This window comes from Actinomyces oris (assembly GCF_001553935.1).
Lineage (GTDB): Bacteria > Actinomycetota > Actinomycetes > Actinomycetales > Actinomycetaceae > Actinomyces > Actinomyces oris_A.
Genome location: NZ_CP014232.1, coordinates 2,103,259 through 2,123,586 on the forward strand (window position 1 = coordinate 2,103,259; position 20,328 = coordinate 2,123,586).

Annotated in this window: 14 protein-coding genes, 1 pseudogene and 1 riboswitch; of the genes and pseudogenes, 10 read left to right on the plus strand and 5 right to left on the minus strand. The window is 70.0% G+C overall.

From position 1 onward, the window contains the following. The first annotated feature begins 2 nt into the window (after positions 1–2). Positions 3–944, plus strand: a complete 942-nt coding sequence (gene sucD / locus AXE84_RS08465; protein WP_009747943.1) for a succinate--CoA ligase subunit alpha — start codon at positions 3–5, stop codon at positions 942–944. After that, positions 941–2,206, plus strand: a complete 1,266-nt coding sequence (locus tag AXE84_RS08470) for a DUF6350 family protein (RefSeq protein ID WP_060957566.1) — start codon at positions 941–943, stop codon at positions 2,204–2,206. Before sucD ends, AXE84_RS08470 begins: the two co-directional genes overlap by 4 nt. A gap of 16 nt (positions 2,207–2,222) precedes the next feature. On the opposite strand, the gene AXE84_RS08475 is transcribed toward AXE84_RS08470, so the two are convergent. After that, a complete protein-coding gene (locus AXE84_RS08475) occupies positions 2,223–4,718 on the minus strand; it encodes a hypothetical protein (RefSeq protein ID WP_060957567.1) in 2,496 nt (831 codons plus the stop codon). 147 nt (positions 4,719–4,865) lie between these two features. After that, positions 4,866–4,955, plus strand: a riboswitch (ZMP/ZTP riboswitch). A 25-nt stretch (positions 4,956–4,980) separates the two neighbouring features. On the opposite strand from AXE84_RS08475, the gene purH reads away from it, so the two are divergent. From purH to AXE84_RS08490, 3 genes are all read left to right on the plus strand, one after another. Continuing rightward, positions 4,981–6,804 carry a bifunctional phosphoribosylaminoimidazolecarboxamide formyltransferase/IMP cyclohydrolase gene (gene purH / locus AXE84_RS08480; protein WP_060957568.1) on the plus strand — a complete coding sequence of 608 codons (1,824 nt, stop codon included), beginning with the start codon at positions 4,981–4,983 and terminating at the stop codon, positions 6,802–6,804. A 130-nt stretch (positions 6,805–6,934) separates the two neighbouring features. Next, the gene (locus AXE84_RS08485; protein ID WP_060957569.1) at positions 6,935–7,234 is read left to right on the plus strand and encodes a DUF3017 domain-containing protein; all 300 of its coding nucleotides are present in this window, start codon (positions 6,935–6,937) and stop codon (positions 7,232–7,234) included. 182 nt (positions 7,235–7,416) lie between these two features. Continuing rightward, on the plus strand, positions 7,417–8,769 hold the full coding sequence (locus AXE84_RS08490; RefSeq protein ID WP_060957570.1) for a dicarboxylate/amino acid:cation symporter: 1,353 nt from the start codon (positions 7,417–7,419) through the stop codon (positions 8,767–8,769). A gap of 132 nt (positions 8,770–8,901) precedes the next feature. Here AXE84_RS08490 and AXE84_RS08495 read toward each other — a convergent pair whose 3' ends face one another. Continuing rightward, positions 8,902–10,755 carry an amino acid ABC transporter ATP-binding/permease protein gene (locus AXE84_RS08495; RefSeq protein ID WP_060957571.1) on the minus strand — a complete coding sequence of 618 codons (1,854 nt, stop codon included), beginning with the start codon at positions 10,753–10,755 and terminating at the stop codon, positions 8,902–8,904. Then, entirely contained in the window at positions 10,752–12,563 is a 1,812-nt protein-coding gene (locus AXE84_RS08500) for an ABC transporter ATP-binding protein/permease (RefSeq protein WP_060957572.1), read from the minus strand. The genes AXE84_RS08495 and AXE84_RS08500 overlap by 4 nt, the downstream gene beginning before the upstream one ends. Positions 12,564–12,817: 254 nt before the next feature. Here AXE84_RS08500 and AXE84_RS08505 point away from each other — a divergent pair, with 254 nt between their 5' ends. From AXE84_RS08505 to AXE84_RS08525, 5 genes and pseudogenes are all read left to right on the plus strand, one after another. Further along, the gene (locus tag AXE84_RS08505; RefSeq protein ID WP_060957573.1) at positions 12,818–13,804 is read left to right on the plus strand and encodes a malate dehydrogenase; all 987 of its coding nucleotides are present in this window, start codon (positions 12,818–12,820) and stop codon (positions 13,802–13,804) included. A 385-nt stretch (positions 13,805–14,189) separates the two neighbouring features. Then, on the plus strand, positions 14,190–15,509 hold the full coding sequence (locus tag AXE84_RS08510) for an ABC transporter substrate-binding protein (protein WP_010613438.1): 1,320 nt from the start codon (positions 14,190–14,192) through the stop codon (positions 15,507–15,509). Positions 15,510–15,652: 143 nt separating this feature from the next. After that, positions 15,653–16,581 (plus strand): annotated as a pseudogene (locus AXE84_RS08515) (carbohydrate ABC transporter permease). 6 nt (positions 16,582–16,587) lie between these two features. Continuing rightward, positions 16,588–17,442 carry a carbohydrate ABC transporter permease gene (locus AXE84_RS08520; RefSeq protein ID WP_060957574.1) on the plus strand — a complete coding sequence of 285 codons (855 nt, stop codon included), beginning with the start codon at positions 16,588–16,590 and terminating at the stop codon, positions 17,440–17,442. A 114-nt stretch (positions 17,443–17,556) separates the two neighbouring features. Continuing rightward, positions 17,557–17,847, plus strand: a complete 291-nt coding sequence (locus AXE84_RS08525; protein WP_003786752.1) for a hypothetical protein — start codon at positions 17,557–17,559, stop codon at positions 17,845–17,847. Positions 17,848–17,887: 40 nt separating this feature from the next. On the opposite strand, the gene AXE84_RS08530 is transcribed toward AXE84_RS08525, so the two are convergent. Then, positions 17,888–18,379: a hypothetical protein gene (locus tag AXE84_RS08530; protein ID WP_010613441.1), complete on the minus strand. Its 492-nt coding sequence runs from the start codon at positions 18,377–18,379 to the stop codon at positions 17,888–17,890. A 9-nt stretch (positions 18,380–18,388) separates the two neighbouring features. Further along, complete coding sequence (locus tag AXE84_RS08535) at positions 18,389–20,017, minus strand: DivIVA domain-containing protein (protein ID WP_060957575.1); 1,629 nt, start codon at positions 20,015–20,017, stop codon at positions 18,389–18,391. Between the last annotated feature and the right edge of the window lie 311 nt (positions 20,018–20,328).

Here is a 20,328-nt window from a genome sequence, read left to right on the forward strand (position 1 = left end):
ACATGAGCATCTTCCTGACTGAGACTGACCGCGTCATCGTCCAGGGCATGACCGGCTCCGAGGGCCGCAAGCACACCACCCGCATGCTCTCGGCCGGCACGAAGGTCGTCGCCGGCGTCAACCCCCGCAAGGCCGGCACCACCGTCGCCTTCGACGTCGCCCCCATCGGCCCCGGCGCCGGCGAGGTCCAGGCCGGAACCGTTGAGGTCCCCGTCTACGGCACCGTCGCCGAGGCCAAGGAGGCCACCGGCGCCGAGGTGAGCGTCGTCTTCGTCCCGCCCGCCTTCGCCAAGGGCGCCGTCGTCGAGGCCGTCGACGCCGGAGTGCGCCTCCTCGTCGTCATCACCGAGGGCATCCCGGTGGCCGACGCCACCTGGATGCGCGCCTACGCGGCCGACCACGGCGTGCAGATCATCGGCCCCAACTGCCCCGGCATCATCTCCCCGGCCCGCTCCAACGTGGGCATCACCCCGCCCGACATCACCGGCCCCGGCCCCCTGGGACTGGTCTCCAAGTCCGGGACCCTCACCTACCAGCTCATGCACGAGCTGTCCGACCTGGGCTTCACCACCTGCATCGGCATCGGTGGGGACCCTGTGGTCGGCACCACCCACATTGACGCCCTGGCCGCCTTCGAGGCCGATCCCGACACCCGCCTGGTCGTCATGATCGGTGAGATCGGGGGCGACGCCGAGGAGCGGGCCGCCGCCTACATCCGCGAGCACATGACCAAGCCGGTCGTCGCCTACGTCGCCGGCTTCACCGCACCCGAGGGCCGCACGATGGGGCACGCCGGCGCCATCGTCTCCGGGTCCTCGGGCACCGCCGAGGCCAAGAAGATCGCCCTGGAGGCCGCCGGCGTCCGGGTGGGTCGCACCCCCAGCCAGACCGCTGAGATCGCCCGCGAGCTCTACCGTCAGCTGGCCGGAGAGGTGAGCGCTTGAGCCTGGCGCGGCAGCGAGCCACCAGCCTGGCGTCCTGGGCCCTGTGGTCCCTGCGCGTGGGGGTCGAGTCGGTCGGCCTGGTCTGGCTGGTGGTGGTGCTGGCGACGATCGCCGTGTCCAAGGCGGCCGCCAGCCTCAACGCCGCGGCCATCCTCAGCGCAGGCGACGCCCTGCGCACCGGGACCGCCCTGTGGAGCCTCGGCTTCGGGGGCTCGACCGCGCTGACCTCCGAGGACGACGGCGTGCTCAGCCTGCCGCTGCTGGGACTCACCCTGGTGCAGGCGGGCTGGACCTGGTTCTGCGTGCGGCGCGCCCGCCCCTCCCGGCCGGCGGCCGGGGCGGCCATCGTCGTCGCCGCGACCGTCGTGGCGGCCCTGGCCTGCCTCACCGGCCCCGCCGGGCTGGACACCTGGCCTGCCGTCATCGGCATCGCCCTGCTCACCGGCGTCGTCGTCGCCATCCAGCTCATGCGCGCCGGCCACCACTGGCCGCCCCTGACCCGCTGGTGGGACCGCCGACCCCATTGGCTGGGGCCGTCCCTGTCACTGGCCTACGGTGCCACGCGAGCCCTGAGCCTGCTGAGCCTGCTGGTGGTGGTCGCGGCCGTCGTCAACGGAGCCGGCCGGGTCTCGGTCCTGCACGACTCCTTGGCCGGGGACGGCTTCGTCGCGATGGCCGGCCTGATCCTGCTTCAGGCCGGCTGGGTGCCGACCCTGGTCATCTGGGCCTGCTCCTGGCTCATCGGAGCCGGCTTCTCCGTAGGCACGGGCACCGTCTTCGCCCCCGACCGGGTGGTGGCCGGGCCCGTCCCACGCCTGCCGCTGCTGGGGCTGGTGCCGTCGACGCCGCTGAGCAGCGTGGGCCTGTGGCTGCCCCTGGTGGTGACGGCCGGCGCCATGGTGGCCGCCTGGCGACGTCGAGCGGTGCTCAACGCCCTGCGGGTGCGCTACGCCCTCAGCGCCGCCGGTCTGGCCGCCCTCCTCGTGGCCGGTGGCGTGGGCCTGTTGTGCCTGGCCGCCTCCGGGTCCGTGGGGCCGAACCGGATGAGCAGCGTCGGTCCGCTGGTCCTCTACACCGTCATCCTCGTCTTCGTCGAGGTCGGTGTCGGCCTGGCGGCCATGGCCGTCCTGGCCCACCCCTACACACGCACCTGGGCCCGCAACACCCTGCCCGAGTCGGTCCTGCCGGCGGCCTACCGGCGCCAGGATGTGCGCGAGGACGCCGTCGATGAGACTGACTGGGAGAACGACCGCGAGAGGTGAGTCAGCAGCCAGTCAGTCAGCGAGCCGCCGTGCCCGCGCTGCTCAAGGAGCTGACGGCCGTATCCACGCCCTCGACCAGTTCGGGCGTCACCGCCAGGAGCGCGGTCCCGGCCCGGTAGGTCATCCCGGGGATGGGGGTGTAGAGGACGTTCGCCTCCAGGAGTGCGCGTCCCTCCTTGATGGCCTGCCACAGCTCAGGGTTCTCCCGGAAGAACCGCGCGACGCGCTCGTCCGAGGCCAGGTGCTCCAGAACGTTGTCGGCCGACTTGTGCGCCGCCCGCCCCGGCAGCCTGCGGGGAGGAATGTCGGTCTCGTCGTCGTCATCAATGGTGGGGGCGGCCCCCTGGTACTCGACGACGACCAGCTGGTTCCCGGCCGGGGATAGCGCCAGGGCGTGGACGGGGCTGTCCACCGGCCGCTGGTCGATGGCCTCACCCCGGAAGTCGTCGTTGATCCGCAAGCCCTCCAGAATGGCGAACTGCTCGCCGTTACCGGTGTTGAGCCGGCGGGTCAGGTCCAGGATCTCCGACTGCTGCTCCGATACTGAGGCGGCCAGGTCGCGCATCTGCCCGACGACCTGGGAGTCGGCCCCGGAGGCGGCCAGATCGGCGACGGTCTCATCGATCCGGCTAGGCTCGAGGGCATCGACGTCGGTGACGCCCAGGGACTCGGCGAGCTCGCGAAGGCGCGCAATATCAGACTCGACCGCCACCTGCCGCTTGGTACGCGCCGTGAACAGCGCCTGACTCTCGGAGAAGCTCTCGGCGCCCCGGATCCGCCGGTTGACGGAGAGCTCGGCGGCCAGGTCGGTTCCGCCACCGGCGGGACTGGCGCTCAGGGCCGAGCGCGGCATGTAGGTCATGGCGAAGTCCAGAAGCGCCAGGCACGCCTGCCCCGGCGTGAGAGTGGCCAGGTGACTGAGGAGGCTGCTCGACGACGGCGCTGTGCTGATGCGGCGCCCCGGGGCCCCCAGTGTCAGGACCAGGGACAGGCTCATGGCCACCGTTGCCAGCGCACCGATCGCGTAGAGGAGCCCCTGGGTGCCGCTCAACCCGCTCCACCACTGGGAGAACAGGCGCGGCAGGGCGGAGAGGAACAGGTCGTCCTCGGTCTCCTTGAGCTCGGGGGCGAGCTGCCAGACGGTGCGCACTTCGTACATGCAGCACAGGAGGAACAGCACGACGCTGACCACCAGGATCCCCAGGCGGAAGCCCTGGCGGGCATTGGGCTCAGCGCCCGGCGTCGTAGCCTCCATGGCGTCTGCTCGCACGCCGCGCACCTGCTCGGCTGTGGCTCGCCCCGCCCGCATGGCGTACAAACGCCCCTGACGCAGGTCCCCGTAGGCGCCCCAGGTGACGGCCAGGTCACCCCAGGTGAAGTTCGCCAGCGCCACCACCGAGACGATGAGGGCGCGCACGAAGGGCGGCGCCTCGGTGAGGTTGGGGTAGCGGGGAGCCGGCGCCCCGGCCACCGTCCAGCCGTGCACACCCGCGTAGGCGCGGCGGTGGGCGTCCAGGAGCAGGCAGGCGGCCATGAGGATGACGGACAGGGGAATGGCGCTCAGGCCTCCGCCGTTGACCCTCCACAGGAACATGAGCAGCGCCGGGAAACCGCCGCCGGAGTCGCTCTGGCCGAGCTGCTGGGCGATCCTGGCGATGTAGGTGGCGTGGTCACTGACCGACTGCAGGATGACCACCGCCGGCAGGATCCAGGCCACGATCCGCAGCCACACGAGGTTCTTAGCCCCTTCGAAGGCCGGGGAGTCCTTGAGGCGCCACAGCGTGATCGCCAGCGCCACCGCCATCGTGATGTTCGCGGTGCTCACCTGGTTGCTGACGGCCAGGACGTTGCTGTTCTCCTGGGTCATCGACCCCGAGGTCCACGGGTTGAAGGAGAAGGGAAGGCGCCCGTTGCCCAGGACCGAGGAGAGCAGGCTGCTCTCCTCAAGGGCCCGAATGCCGTCGTTGAGGGCCGTCAGGCCCGCTCCGGCCGCGAAACCCAGCAGGGCCCAGTCGGAGGCCGCCAGGCGGCGCATCCGCCCCGGCGCCAGGAAGACCACGAGCACTAGGGGCACCAGCGGACTGAGAACCTCCAGGGCAATGGTCAGGGCGATACTCATCCCGTTGCCCATGACGGACAGGCCTGCGCGGGTACGCACCGAGCTCATGATGGCGGCCACGACGAGCGACCAGGCGGCGCCGACACCGTACATGAGCAGAACCGAGCGCCAGCTGATGGTGCGTGTGCGCGCCAGGAGGGCCACCACCATGAGGCACACGGCCATGAAGGCCGCCGGCACGGCGGCGTAGGCCAGCCTCGGGACCATCACCAGGGCGGCGGTGAGCAGCGGGATCATCAAGGCGTAGGCTCCGCGCACCACAAGGTTCAGGGCACTGGATAATCCCGGGTGGCGGCTCCACCAGCGCCGGTAGGCGGAGGCGGCCTCCTGCCACTGCTCCGGGGGAGTTCTCCGATATACCGGTGTTGCTGCGATGTTGATGGGCGCAGTCATGCTGTGGACTGTATGCGGTCCCTCAAGCCGCCCGCAAGGAAACAGGCCGTTCGGTCGGGTGATTCGCCGGGAGCGACATGGAAAACGTCAGGTCAGGCAGGCTCGGTGGCCTTATCCGATGCCGTCGTGGTGGCCACCCGATAGGATGAGGTCGGCTGCGACTGGCGAGGGTGGGGCACCACCGGGGAGTGGCCGAGGCCGTCCATGAAGGGGACGTCGCCCGCCTGGGCGTCCTGCTTCCTCACGCCACACCAGGAGCGCCATGTCCACGTCCCCGTCGTCCCAGTCCTCGCAGCCCACCAACCAGGCGGTCCCCACCGCCCACGTCCCCACCGAGGGCCTCGTCAGCCCCGACCGCGTCCCCGTGCGCCGCGCCCTCATCTCCGTCTACGACAAGACCGGCCTCCTCCCGCTCGCCCGCGCCCTGGCCGACGCCGGCGTCGAGATCGTCTCCACCGGCTCCACCGCCGCCACCATCGCCGCCGCGGGCCTGGCCGTCACCCCGGTGGAGGAGGTCACCGGCTTCCCCGAGTGCCTCGAGGGACGGGTCAAGACCCTCCACCCGGCCGTCCACGCCGGCATCCTCGCCGACCGCCGCAAGCCCGACCACCTCGACCAGCTGGCCACCCTGGGGGTGACCCCCATCGACCTGGTCGTCGTCAACCTCTACCCCTTCACCGACACCGTCGCCTCCGGAGCCCCCTTCGACGCCTGTGTCGAGCAGATCGACATCGGCGGCCCGACGATGGTGCGCGCCGCCGCCAAGAACCACCCCGCCGTCGCCGTGGTCACCAGCCCCGGCCGGTACGAGGACGTCGCGGCCGCCGTGCGAGAAGGCGGCTTCACCCTGTCCGGCCGCCGCCGCCTGGCCGCCGAGGCCTTCGCCCACACCGCCGCCTACGACGCGGCCGTGTCGACCTGGATGGCCGCCCAGATCGAAGCCGACGCCGCCTCCCACGCCACGGACTCGGCCGATGCGGCCGAGGTCGAAGCCAGCGGGCCGGCCGCACCGCCGGCCTACGTCGGCGTCGGCTACGAGCGCCTGGCGAGCCTGCGCTACGGGGAGAACCCCCACCAGCGGGCCGCCGTCTACCGCATCGCCGGAGCGAGCGGGGGAGTGGCCGGCGCCCGCCAGCTCCACGGCAAGGCCATGAGCTACAACAACTACACCGACACCGACGCAGCCGTGCGCGCCGCCTATGACCACGGCCAGGCCGTCACGGTCGCCGTCGTCAAGCACGCCAACCCCTGCGGCATCGCCGTCTCAGCCGCCGGCGACGTCGCCGAGGCCCACCGTAAGGCCCACGCCTGCGACCCGGTCTCGGCCTACGGCGGCGTCATCGCCACCAACACGGTCGTCACCGCCGAGATGGCCCGTCAGATCAAGCCGATCTTCACTGAGGTCGTCGCCGCCCCCGCCTTCGACGACGAGGCCGTGGAGATCCTGTCCACCAAGAAGAACCTCCGCCTGCTCCTCGTCGAGGCCCCCCAGCGCGAAGGCTACGAGATCAAGCAGGTCTCGGGAGGTGCCGTCATCCAGGAGCGTGACGTCCTGGACGCCGCCGGCGACGCCCCCTCAACCTGGACCCTGGCCGCGGGGCCGGCCGCCGACGACGCGCTCCTGGCCGATCTGGCCTTCGCCTGGCGCTCGGTGCGTGCCGTGCGCTCCAACGCGGTCCTCCTGGCCCACGACGGTGCCACCGTCGGTGTGGGCATGGGGCAGGTCAACCGCGTCGACTCCTGCAAGCTGGCCGTCGAGCGGGCCAACACCCTGGGGGCCCGCTCCACCGGCGACGCCGCACTCGACGGCTCCCAGCAGGAGAAGGGGACCGTGGGAGGGGCCGACGCCGCCGAGGTCCTGGGCGACTCGTCTGGCGACGCGGCCGTGCCTCAGCGCGCCCGTGGGGCCGTGGCCGCCTCCGACGCCTTCTTCCCCTTCGCCGACGGTCTCCAGGTCCTCATCGACGCCGGGGTCCGTGCCGTCGTCCAGCCGGGCGGCTCTATCCGTGACCAGGAGGTCATCGACGCCGCCCAGGCCGCCGGCGTCACCATGTACCTCACCGGCACCCGCCACTTCTCCCACTGATCTCCCACTGATCTCCCACTGGGCCGCCTGCGCCGCCTGGTGCCCGGCTCCTCGCGCCGGACACCAGGCGGGCGTGCCAGTCGGAGAAAGGTCATGGACCCGCACCCCACGCGTCGATAGGCTCCTGCCCGTGACTCACGACCCGCATCCCCAGCAGGCCGAGCACAAGGAGCCCTACCGCACCATCTGTGTCGTCCTCGTGGCCATTGGCCTGGCGGCTGTCCCAGCCATCGCCCTGCTGGGGCACCGCCGCATCGCCGTCCTGTGGGCGGCCGCCGGGATCCTCATGCTGGCCATCGTCCGCCTCCAGCGCCCCGACGGCACCTGGCTGGCGGCGCGCAGCCGCCTGTTCGACGTCGTCCTCGGCGTCGGCCTGGCCGCCGCCCTGCTTCTCCTGTCGCCTTACGTCAACCTGCCCCGCATCCTGTGAGCGGGGAGCGCTCTGTGCCCTCCGCGTGAGTTCTCACGGCGACGCTGCGCGCCGCTCCGTGTGATCTGTGCCTTGGGAGTGCTCATTCTTCGGTCCGGTGCGGCGCCGTGACCAAGCGGTATGGCACGCTGGCCCCAGTCAAGACGTCTTGTCATCTCGTTTCACACCCTGAAGGTCCCTCCATGTCAAGCAATCCCTCAGCCTCGCCCTCGCTGGCCCATCGTCTCAGCCACAGCATCCTGACCTGGGTCATTGGCGCGATCCTGCTGGCCCTGCTCCTGGGGTCGATCCGCATCGGGGGTCACCCGCTCATTCCCAAGCCCGTCGGCAATGTCTTCGCGACCTTCTCCGACCTGTTCAGCCAGTTCCTTAGCTTCTCCATCCCGCTCATCATCATCGGCCTGGTGACCCCCGCCATCGCCGACCTGGGGCGCGGGGCCGGCAAGTGGCTCGGGGTCACGACGGCCCTGGCCTACGCCTCGACCCTCTTCGCCGGCTTCCTCACCTTCCTGGTGTGCTATGCAACCTTCCCCCGGCTGCTCGCCGGAACCTCTCTGGCCGACGTCTCCAAGCCGGAGGGGGCTTTGAGCAGCTACTTCACGGTGGAGATGCCGCCGGCCGTCGAGGTCATGACTGCCCTGCTGCTCTCCTTCGTCCTGGGCATCGGCCTGTCCATGGTGCCCCGGGGCGTGCTGCGCAAGGGATTCATCGAGTTCCGAGCCATCATCACCCGCCTCATCGAGCGGCTCATCATCCCGCTGCTGCCCCTGCACATCTTCGGCATCTTCCTCAACCTCACCTACACCGGGGCGGCCGGTGCGGTGATGAAGGCGCTCCTGCGCGTCGTCGTCGTGGTCCTCATCCTCGAGGTCGTCATCCTGGGCATCCAGTTCCTCACCGCGGGACTCATCGGCCGCCGCAACCCAATCAAGGCACTGCTCACCATGCTCCCGGCCTACCTGACGGCTCTGGGCACCTCCTCGTCAGCGGCCACGATCCCGGTCACCCTGCGTCAGACGAAGAAGAACGGCGTCTCCGACGCGGTGGCCTCCTTCACCATCCCCCTGTGCGCCACGATCCACCTGGCGGGGTCGACCTCGAAGATCTTCTCCTTCGCCTTCGCGATCGTCCTCACCCAGGACCTGCACGTGAGCACCACCCAGTGGATCGGCTTCATCTTCATGCTCGGCATCACGATGGTGGCCGCGCCGGGTGTCCCCGGGGGCGCCATCATGGCGGCCACCGGTCTGCTGTCCTCCATGCTCGGCTTCAATGACCAGCAGGTGGCCCTCATGATCGCCACCTACATCGCCCTGGACTCCTTCGGTACCGCCACGAACGTCACCGGTGACGGCGCCATCGCCATCATCGTGGACCGTATGGCCGGCGGCTCCGTCAACGACGAGGGCGACCCGGAGAACGTCCGTGAGCTCTCCTTCGACGGGATGGCCTACCTCAACGCGGTCAGCGTCGAGGGGGTCGTCAGTCCCGAGGAGCTCGAGGCCTCGGCCGCGGCCACCCGCTCGGGCGAGTAGAACCGGGGCAGCGCAGTCAGCCGATCGGGCGCCGGGAGTCAATCGACGCCCGGCGCCCGATCAGTATCTCGGCCTGAGACCTGACTGAAGCAGCCGGAATCCGCCCGGTGTCCGGTCCGGCTGGCCGCGCTCTCAGCGGCCTCGGCCGATCAGTGTGCGCAGCGGTCCGGGCTCGTCCAGGAGCTTGGCCGGCGGCCCCGTCTGCACGATCGTCCCCGCATCCATCACGACGACGTGGTCGGCCTGCTCGGACCACTGCAAGCGGTGAGTGATCTCGATGATCGTCGCCTGCGGAAGATAGGTGCGCACCCCGATGCGCACCCGCTCATCCAGGTCAGGATCCAGGTGGGAGGTGAACTCATCGAGGATGAGCACCCCGGGACGGGCCAGGAGTGCGCGGGCCAGTGCCAGGCGCTGGCGCTGGCCCCCGGACAGGGACTGGCCTCGCTCACCCACGAGGGTGTCGTAACCGTCCTTGAGGGCCTCGATGTCCTCGTCGATGCAGGCCGCTCGGCACGCCCGGCGCACCTGGGCGTCCGTGGCCGAGGGCGCCGCCAGGCGCACGTTGTCCGCAATGGTGGCCCGCATGAGGTGAACCCGCTGATCCACCAGGCCGATCTCCTGGTAGAGGCTGACGGCACGCAGATCGCTCACGTTCTGGCCGTCGATGAGGATGCGGCCCGAGTCCGGCTCATCGAAGCGCACCGCCAGTTGGGCCAGTGTGGACTTGCCCGATCCGGAGGCCCCCACGATGCAGGTCCATCGTCCGGCCCTGGCCCTGATGCTGACGCCGCGGACCGCCTGGGTGGCGGTGTTGGGGTAGGAGTAGGTGACGTCCTGCCACAGGACCTCGTGGGAGATGCCGGCAGTCAGCTCCTCATCGCCGTCGCGCACCTCCACCGGGGCGTTGACGACCTCCCACACTCTCTCAGCCGAGGCGAAGGAGGCATTGAGCGCGCTCGAGAGCTCCTCGACGCCGCGGATGGTCTCAGACAGCCGCAGCACCGCAGCGGCCGCGGCCGCCAGGAGGGGGATGCCCGTGCCCGAGCCGGTCGCCGGCAGTGTCGCACCCGCGGCAACGACGGCGATCGGCGCGCTCAGACCCGCCAGCTGGTTGAGGCCTCGCCTCACGGCGGCCCACTGCCCGGTTGGCCGTGCGGCACCGGCGATCTCGGCGTCGATCCTGGCCATCTCATCGAGACGCTCCTGGCTGCGCCCGTACCCGACAACTTCGCTCATGCCCTGAACGGTGTCGGTCACGTGCTGGGTGAGTTCCGCCCGCGCCGCGGAGACCGAGCGGGAGGCATCCACTGAGGCGGCGAACCCCAGGCGGGGCACGATGAGCAGCTGGAGCAACACCAAGGGGAGCGCCGCCAGGGCCACCAGCCAGGACACCTTGAGGCCGATGGCCGTGAGCACCGTGATCGGTACGACGACGGCGCAGACCGCCGGAGCAAAGGTGTGGGCGAAGAAGACCTCGATCCGGTCCACGTCCTTGGTGGCCCGCGACAGCAGGTCGCCTGAGCGTGATGTCGCGCTGACCCTGGGGGAGCGGGGGATAAGCGAGCGGAAGATCTGGCCGCGCAGCAGCTCGAGGGCCTTGAAGGCGACCAGGTGCCCGAGGAACTGTTCGACGTAGCGCAGGGCCGCCTTGAGCAGGGACAGCCCCGCCATGACGGCCAGGACCGGCCAGATGGCGGGCACCGGTGCGCCAGTCGTCATCGCCAGCCCTGCCCGGGCCACGGCGTAGGCGCCCAAGGAGAACAGGGCCACGCCGCACAGCATGTTGGTGATCCGGCACAGGGTGGAGCCCAGCAGCGGTGAGAGGACCGGGCGGGTGACCTGAAGCAGCCAGCGCACCAGCATCGCGCGGGAGACAGGCGCCTGCGTGGAGGAATCGGCCCGGCCGGTCCCGCTGCGCTGCCCCGAGCCGGCTGCCCTCGAGCGGGGCGCCGAGGACCGTCTCGACTGGATCGATCGGATCATGCCGGCTCCTCCTGGTGATCCCCGTCGGTGGCCTTGGAGGAAGCCCCGTCGGCCCCGGTGGCTTCCTGAGTGGGCGCCGCGCCGGCGGATTTGGGCGTCCGGGCTTCACCGACCTCGTGGACCGTACCGGCATCAACCCTCACCGTCCGGTCCGCTGCCGTCAGCGCTCCGACGCGGTGGGAGATGGTGACGACGGTGCGTCCCCGAGCCAGCTTTTCAAGGGACTCCACGATGGCAGCCTCGCTGGCGAGATCCACCTGGCTGGTGGGTTCGTCCAGGAGCAGTACGGGGCGGTCGGCCAGGAAGGCGCGGGCCAGGGACAGGCGCTGGGCCTGACCGCCCGACAGTCCCAGGCCGGCCTCGCCGACCTGGGTCTCCAGCCCCTCGGGCATGAGTGCTACCTCCTTGTCGAGGCGGGCCACCTCCAGGGCCTGCCACATCTGCGACGGCGTCGCGTAGGGCTGGGCCAGGCGCAGGTTGTCGGCGATCGTCCCAGTGAACAGCCAGGTCGTCTGCGCCACTAGCGCGGAGGCCGAACGCACCTCGTCCTGCGTCGCGGCGCTCAGCTCGGTGCCCTCGACGCGCACGGTTCCGCCGCTGGGCAGCAGGTTGCCGGCGAGCATCGCCATGAGCGTCGATTTGCCCGCCCCTGAGGGGCCGACCACCGCCAGGCTCTCACCACGGCGCACGCTCAGATTGACGCCCTCCAGCACCGGATCGGCGTCCCAGGCGGCCTCGACGTCGTCGAGCACGATGGATGCCTGAGCGGCCATGGGGGAGGAGACCGTGGCCCCGGGATGAGCGGTTGAGCGGGGCAGGGGCCGCGACAGGATCCTGCGGATGGCGCGCTGGTTGGCCATTCCGGCCATGCCCACGTAGAAGAAGGCGCCCACGTGGTCCAGTGGCTCGAGGAGCACGTAGGAGGTCAGGACGATTGCCAAGGCGTCACTGACGTCGATGGCGCCGGTGGACAGGCGTATCAGGGCCAGACCGGCGGCCACGGAGATGAGGAAGAGCGAGAACAGGCCGTCGGTGAGCAGGATGACGAGCTGGTTGCCCGCCAGCAGCCCCATGACGGCGCGTCGGTTCGACTCCCCCTCCAGGCGCAGGCGCGCACTGGTGCGCTCCGCGGCCCGGGCCAGGGTGAGGGTGCGCAGTCCCTGGATCGCGTCGAGGTACTCGGCGGCCAGACGCATCCGCGCCCGTCGGGAGTTCGAGGACGAGGCCCGCAGCCGCGAGTGGCACCAGGCGATGAAGGCCGGTACCACGATGACGGCCGCCGCCAGGACCAGGGCGGGAACGACGTCGACGAAGGCGGCCAACTCGATGAGCACCAGCAGGGGAGCCGCAGCGGCCGCCAGTGTGGGGGCCAGGAAGGTCTGCCGGTAGAGGGCCACCCGCTCTGCGCCGTCGGTCAGCAGGGAGGCGGTCGCACCGCTGCGGATGTCGGCGGCGCGTGCCGGGCCCAGCCCCAGCAGGTGAGCCAGGGTGAGGCGGCGCAGGTGCGTCTCCTCGGTGAGCGCACTTGAACGGGCGACCCGCTGGGTCACCAGTTGGCAGGTGGCGCTCACGGCGGCCGCGGCCAGGGCCTGGGCGAGCAGGCCCGCCGCTGACGAGGAGCTCAGCAGGGCGCCCAGGGCGCGTCCGGTGCAGATGAGGCACCACCCGGCTCCCAGGGCGCCCAGGAGCGTCAGACCGAAGGAGAGGGCGCCTGCGCGACGCCCGGCCGGTGAGGAGACCGTGGGGCGGGGCGGGGAGCCGCGGCGCAGTGGCGCGAGGATGGGCGCGGGGGATCGGCGTGAGCTCATCACGGTCCTGGAAACGAGAAATGGGCTGGGGGAGGCCTCCAGCGTATCGACTAGGACGGGAGGTTGTCAGGGGCGGTGGGTATCTCGCTGGGATCTCGGGCTACCAGGAGGAATCCCACCTCCATGGCTACGGGAAGTGGTGAGAGTCACGAAATACGGTGGATCGGTGTGTTCACCTGCACGAACGTCATAGCGTTGTCCTGCCGGGCTGCCGCCTGCGGCCCGCGACGACACACGTCTCGAAGGAGTCCTCGATGGCTAACGCTCCCGTCAACATCACCATCACCGGTGCTGCCGGCAACATCGGCTACGCCCTGCTGTTCCGCATCGCCTCCGGCGCCCTGCTCGGCCCGGAGCAGCGCGTCAACCTCCGTCTGCTGGAGATCCCGCCGGCCGTCAAGGCCGCTGAGGGTACCGCGATGGAGCTGTTCGACTCCGCCTTCCCGACCCTGGGCAGTGTCGACATCTTCGACGACGCCAAGGCCGCTTTCGAGGGCGCCAACATCGCCTTCCTCGTCGGGTCCATGCCTCGCAAGGCCGGTATGGAGCGCGCCGACCTGCTCTCCGCCAACGGCGGCATCTTCGGTCCCCAGGGTGAGGCCCTCAACGCCGGTGCCGCCGAGGATATCAAGGTGCTCGTCGTGGGCAACCCCGCCAACACCAACGCCCTCATCGCGGCCTCGCACGCCCCCGACATCCCCTCCTCGCGCTTCACGGCCATGACCCGTCTGGACCACAACCGCGCCCTGGCCCAGCTGGCGACCAAGGCCGGCTGCCACGTCACCGACATCGACAAGGTCACCGTCTGGGGCAACCACTCCTCCACTCAGTACCCCGACCTGACCCAGGCCACCGTCAAGGGCTCGCCCATCACCGACATCCTGGCCGACCGGGCCTGGGTCGAGGACGACTTCATCCCGACCGTCGCTAAGCGCGGCGCCGCCATCATCGACGCGCGTGGCGCCTCCTCGGCGGCCTCGGCGGCCTCTGCGGCCATCGATCACGTGCACGACTGGGTGCTGGGCACCTCCGGGTCCTGGACCTCCTCCTCGGTCATGTCCGATGGCTCCTACGGCGTGCCCGAGGGCATCATCTCCTCCTTCCCCTGCACCTCGGAGAACGGGGAGTGGAAGATCGTCCAGGGTCTCGAGATCGACGACTTCTCCCGCGCCAAGATCGATGCCTCGGCGGCCGAGCTCGTCGAGGAGAAGAACGCCGTGGCCTCCATGGGGCTCATCTGAGTCCTTCGGGCCCTCCGGCTCGGCGCCCGGGCTCGGCCTGAGAGCCACCCGGGGCCGACCCTCTCCTGGTACGGACCACCTTGGGGTGCGGGGGACCGTGAGGCCCTGCCGCTCTTCCATCCGGGTCCTCGTCGCTCATCCGAGCGGCGAGGACCCTTTTTCGCACGTCGGAGCAGATTGGGCAGCGGACGAATCATTGCCGCTGCTGGTATGGACCGGTCATTCACGACCGGTACAATGATTGTTTGCGCAATGTATGTTTGAGTTTCGCTCAGTTTAGGTCTACTCTCCTGGGGAGTTCAGATGACTAGACAACATCTGGCCTCGCCGCCCGCGGCAACGGTGCCGTGGTCATGAGACACCGTCGTTTCTAAGGAGCAGTCCCATGCGTCCCACCCACTATCTCTCCCGCCGCGCCGTGCTGGCAGGGTTGGGAACCACTGCAGTCGCCGCCACCCTGGCCGCCTGTGCCACCTCCGGCAGCTCCGGCTCGAAGTCCGGTGGAGCCGCAGGTGAAGGGGACGCCAGCCAGGTCGACGTCGTCACCTGGTGGTCGGCCGGCTCGGAGAAGCTCGGTCTGGATGCCCTGGTCAAGGTCTTCAACCAGCAGTTCCCCAAGACGAAGTTCGAGAACAAGGCCGTCTCCGGCGGCGCCGGCAGCCAGGCCAAGCAGAAGCTTTCTGCGGACCTGGCCGCCAAGAACCCGCCGGACACCTACCAGGCCCACGCCGGCGCCGAGATCAAGGACCACATCGAGGCCGGCTACCTGCTGGACGTCTCCAACCTCTACGAGGAGTTCAAGCTCAACGAGGCATTCCCGGCCACCCTCATGGACCGCCTCAAGGACTCCGACGGCAAGATCTACTCGGTGCCCTCCAACATCCACCGGGCCAATGTCGTGTGGGCCTCGGTGTCTGCGCTCAAGGCCGCTGGGCTCGACCCGACCAAGCCCGCCACCACCATCGACGCCTGGATCGCCGACATGGAGAAGGTCAAGGCTGCCGGCCTGACCCCCATCACCATGGGCATGGCTTGGACCCAGCTCGAGCTGCTCGAGACCATTCTCATCGCCGACCTGGGCGTGGACGCCTACAACGGGCTCTTCGCAGGCAAGACCGACTGGGGCGGCGCCGAGGTCACCAAGGCGCTGGGGCACTACAAGACCATCGTGGGCTTCACCGACTCCTCCCTTTACACCGAGGACTGGGAGCCCGCCATGAAGCCCATCATGGACGGCAAGGCCGCCTTCAACGTCATGGGCGACTGGGCAGTGGCCGGCTTCGACGCCGCCGGCAAGAAGGCCGGCCAGGACTACGTCTACTTCCCGGTCCCGGGCACCGACGGCGTCTTCGACTTCCTGGCCGACTCCTTCACCCTGCCTGACGGCGCCAAGCACCCCGGCGGTGCCAAGAACTGGCTCAACACCATCTCCTCCAAGGACGGCCAGATCGCCTTCAACACGGTCAAGGGCTCCATCCCGGCCCGAACCGACCTCACCGACGAGGAGAAGGGCAAGTTCTCCGAGTACCAGCGCGCGGCCATGGAGTCCTTCGCCAAGGACAAGATCGTCTCCTCCATCGCTCACGGCGCGGCCCTGCCGGCCAAGGCCACCAACGCGATGAACGACGCCCTGACCAAGTTCGCCCAGGGCGCCTCCGACGTCACCGCCCTGCAGGCCGACCTCAAGGCCGCTGCCGCCTCCTGACCGGTTCCCCGGGGGCGGGGCCGGCCGTGCGTCCGCACCGGTCCGCTCCCGTCCCCGGGACCGACCTCCCGCCGATCAACCGGCCGGCGCTCATCACCACGACAGGCGGAGCTAATCCGCCACCTACGCATCAGGAGAACCTTGTGAGCACCAAGAGCGCCCCCGCGCGGCGCCGTCGAGCGAGCTGGAGGCAGTGGGGCCCCGGCCTCCTGCTCATCTCGCCCTCGATCATCCTCGTCGGCGTCTTCGTCTACGGGATGATCGGGATCAACATCAACACCTCCCTGCTGGACATGCACACCGCCGGCCAGGTCTCCGGACGCAGGGGAACCACCGTCGTCGGGCTGAGCAACTTCACGGCCCTGTTCGGTAACCCGGACTTCCGCCACTCCTTCATCAACCTCATCCTGTTCACCGTCACCTTCCTGGCCGGCACCCTCGTGGTCGGCTTCCTGTGGGCCTGGCTCCTGGACCGCCCCATCAAGGGGGAGGGATCTTCCGCTCCATCTTCCTGTTCCCCATGGCCGTGTCCTTCGTGGCCTCGGGTGTGGTGTGGCGGTGGCTGCTGAACTCCGCGCAGGGCGAGAGCGCCTCGGGGCTCAACCGCCTGTTCGAGATGACCGGCCTGCGGTTCCTGGAGAACTCGTGGACCCAGAACACCACCTGGGGGATTCTGGCCATCGCGCTGCCGGCCGTGTGGCAGCTGGCCGGATACGTCATGGCGCTCTTCCTGGCCGGCTTCCGTGGCATTCCCGACGACCTGCGTGAGGCCGCCCGGGTCGACGGCGCCAGCGAGTGGCAGCTCTACAAGTCGATCATCTTCCCCCAGCTGACCCCGATCGCCCTGAGCGCCGTCATCATCATCGGGCACATGTCCCTAAAGTCCTTCGACCTCATCATGTCGATCACGGACCAGCGCACCTACTCCACCAAGGTCCCGGCCATCGACATGTTCAACTTCATGACCGACAACGACTACTCCAACGCCGCCGCCGTCGGCACGATCCTGCTGGTCCTGGTCGCCGTCGCCGTCATCCCCTACCTCATCCACGACGCCAAGGGCAGGAGGTGAGCGGCGATGACACAGGCACTCACGATGCGCAGCCCGCGCCGCCCCGGCTGGGGCCAGACCGTCCGCTTCATCCTGCTGCTGACCTCGGTGGTCCTCGTCCTCATTCCGGTCTACGTCCTGCTGGTCACCTCCTTCAAGGGATCCGCCGACGCCGACCCCTCGCGGACCTGGTACCTGCCCGAGGTCTGGGTCACCAAGAACTGGTCCAACGCCTGGAACCAGCTCAGTGGCGGCTTGCTGCGCTCCCTGGCGCTGGTCATCCCCTCCTCGATCATCTCCGCGATGCTGGGCAGCGCCAACGGCTTCGTCCTGTCCAAGTGGCGTTTCCCCGGGGCCAACGTGGTCTTCACCCTCATCCTGTTCGGCATGTTCATCCCCTACCAGGCGGTCATGATCCCGCTCATGCGCCTGGTGACCAGTGCCGACCTGGGCTTCGGGATCCACACGCTGATCCTCATGCACGTCGTCTACGGCATCCCGATCACGACGCTCATCTTCCGCAACTACTACGAGACGATTCCCAACGAGCTCATTGAGGCCGCCCGGGTCGACGGGGCCGGCATGCTGCGCACCTACGTCTCGGTGGTCCTGCCGATCTCGGTGCCCAGTTTCGTCGTCGTCCTCATCTGGCAGTTCACCTCCGCCTGGAACGACTTCCTGTTCGCCCTGTTCTTCGGCGGTGGGGCGCAGTCCGGGCCGGTGACGCTGGCGCTGAACAACCTGGCCCACGGCTCGATCCTGGCCGACTACGGGGCCTCCATGTCCGGTGCGCTCATCGCCTCGGTGCCGACCCTGGCGGTCTACATCCTGCTGGGCAAGTACTTCGTCGGCGGCCTCATGGCCGGCTCCGTCAAGGGCTGAGACCGGCCCGGGCCGCTCGCCCGCGTCCTACGCCTCGTTTGCTCTCGGCCTGCTCTCACATCCGGCTGCCGCCCTCGGCTTGGGGACGGCAGCCGGATGTGATGTGATCGGTCCATGGCACGTCGCAGATCCAAGCGCCCCTACGGGCAGGGGCACATCCCCTTGAGCATGGACCGTCTCGCCTCCGTGCCACGCACCCAGACCGGCCCCGGCGGCGCCGACTTCACCGTGCGACACCTGCGCGGCGGTGACAAGCCCTACACCTGTCCCGGTTGCCACCGCGTCATCCCGGCCGGCACCGCGCACGTGGTGGCCTGGAGCAACGAGTCCCTCTTCGGGGCGGACCGGGGCCTTGAGGAGCGCCGTCACTGGCACACCTCATGCTGGGAGCGCCGCCTCTGGTAGAACCCGACGCCGGAGCGAAGCAGCAGGGCTGAGAGTCAAGTCATACGAGCGGCTCGGGGGAGCGCTCCTCCCAGCCCGGCAGCAGGCGGTCCAGCGCGAAGCGCAGCGGCACGATATCGCCGTCGCGTCCGCCCTCACCGATGGTCATCGGCACTGGCTGGCTCTCGGGCCTGACCCCGCGCAGGCGCTGTGCCAGGCTCAGCGGCATCGACAGGACGTAGTAGCGCCCCTGCGTGTCGATGCCGACCGTCTCATCGGCCCTCAGGTACCAGCCGCGCAGCGGGGTGCGGGCGCTTCCGCCCGCGTAGCCGCGCACCCGCAGAGGAACGTCCTGGAGGCCCTCCTTGCGGGCGACCTCGAGGAAGAGCCCCACGATGCGGGCGGCCCGGGCGTGCTCGGCCTCCTGGCGCTCCTGAAGCATGCGGGCCCGCTGTGTGGCCGCACGACGACGCGACGCCGCCCAGTCGCGGTCACCAGAACCACGGGTGCTGGTCGACTCGGTCTCGAACCGGGCGGCGTCGTCGGCAGTCACGTCGGTGTCTCAGCGACGTCCTTTGCCCTGGCGGGGGTTGCGGTTGGTGGAGTTACCGGAGCCGTTCGAGCTCTTGCCGGGGGCCGGGACGTGCTCGATACGGCCGGGGCCGCCCTTCTGAGCGTTCTTCTGGGCCGACGACTGCGCTCCCGTCTGCTGGCCGCCTGCGGAGGAGGCAGCAGCGGCCTTGTTTGCGGCCGGTGCGGGAGCCGCCGAGGTGGCCGACGGCGCGGAGGCGGCGCCGCTCGAGCCTGCCGAGCGCGCGCTGCTGGCACTGCTGGACGCCGCAGGTTCTGCCGACTGCGCGGAGGACTGCTCCGCAGACGGAGCCGGACTCGGTTCCTGAGGCAGGGCTGCGACGTGGTCGCTGAAGGAGGGGGCCTGGGGCAGTGCACCTCCCAGGACACCGCGCATCTCGGTGAGGTAGGCGGCGACCGAGTCGCGCTGGCGTTCGAGCTCCTGGAGCTGGCGGGCGGCTACCTGGGCGGTGACGTCGGCGTCGGCGCGGGCGTCGCTGATGATCTGCTCGGCCTCGAGACGGGCCTGTGCCAGAGTCTCCTCGGCCTGGGTGACGGCCTCCTCCTGGCGCTTGCGGGCCTCGGCGTCGGTGCGGGCGCGGACCTCCTCGGCCCGGGACAGCGCCTCCTGCAGGCGCTCCTCGGCCTCCTGGGCCTGGACCTGGGCCTGCTCCTGCATCTCCCGGATGCGCTCGCGCGTGGCCTCGTGGGCGTCGGAGTCCTCCTGGGCGGCCTGCTCGTGCGCCGCGGCGATCTCCAGGGTCGCCTGCTGGCGCAGCTCGGTGGCCTCGGAGCGGGCCGCGGCCGCCTCGTCGGTGGCCGAGCGGCGCAGCGTCTCAGACTCGTTGCGCGCCGAGGTGAGGATTTCCTCGGCCTCGCGCTTGGCCTTGCCGACGGTCAGCTCGGCCTCCTGCTTGGCGGCGGAGAGGATTTCCTCGGCCTTCGCCGTGGAGGTCTTGTGCAGCTCGTCGGCCTCGGCCGCGGCGGCCTCCCGGTTGGCGGTGGCGTCGCGCTCGGAGGTGATGGCGATCTCGGCGGCCTGCTTGCGCGCCTGGGACAGGACCAGTGCGGCCTCACGTTCGGCGCTGGCGCGCATCTCGGTGACGGCTGCCTCGGACTCGGCGGAGATCTGGGCGGCCTTGCGAGAGGCGGAGGAGACCAGCTCCTGGGCGCGGGCCTCGGCGTTGGCCAGAGCAGTCGAGGCCTCCCCCTGGGAGCGGGAGCGCAGCTCGCTGGCCTCTCGGCGGGCGTCGGCGAGCAGGGTCGCCGCCTCCGAGGCGCTGCGCTCGGAGAGGTTCTTGGCGTTGGTCCGGGTCCGGGTCAGCAGGGCGTCGGCCTCGGCATTGGCCTTGGACAGGACGGAGGCGCTCTGCTCCTCGGCGCTGCGCAGCAGCTGCTCGATCCTGGAGCCCAGGCCGGCGTAGGTCGGCTTGTCGGATTCCCGCAGCCTGCGCTGGGCGTCGGCCAGCTCGCCGGCCAACGTCATGGCGCGCTGGTCGAGGCTGGCCACCTCGCGACGCGCGTCGGCCAGCTGGCGCGAGAGCTGCTCCAGCTTCCGGTCGACCTGAGCGCGGTCGTAACCGCGCATCGTGATGGCAAACTCGCTGTATTCCTCAGCCACGTCGGGTTCCTCCTCCTGGCGAGCTGGGGACGCTCACCACCAGGGCAAGCCTAACGATTGGGTGTGATGAGGACGGTCACCACAAAAGTGTGACCATGCGCACAGGTTGGTGGTGTGCGGTTCGGTTCTCGACCGGGTGGGAGGGGGGTCGGATGGTTGCGCTGGTGGATGGTTCAGGTGCGACCGATCTCCTGCGCGCGTTTCTCCGCGTCTTCCTCCGTGTCCGCATCGAGATCACCGCGCTGCTCGGAGGGGCGGCGAGACCCTTTCTGCTGGCGGGATTCCGGGAGATATCGCTTCGCTCAGCGCGT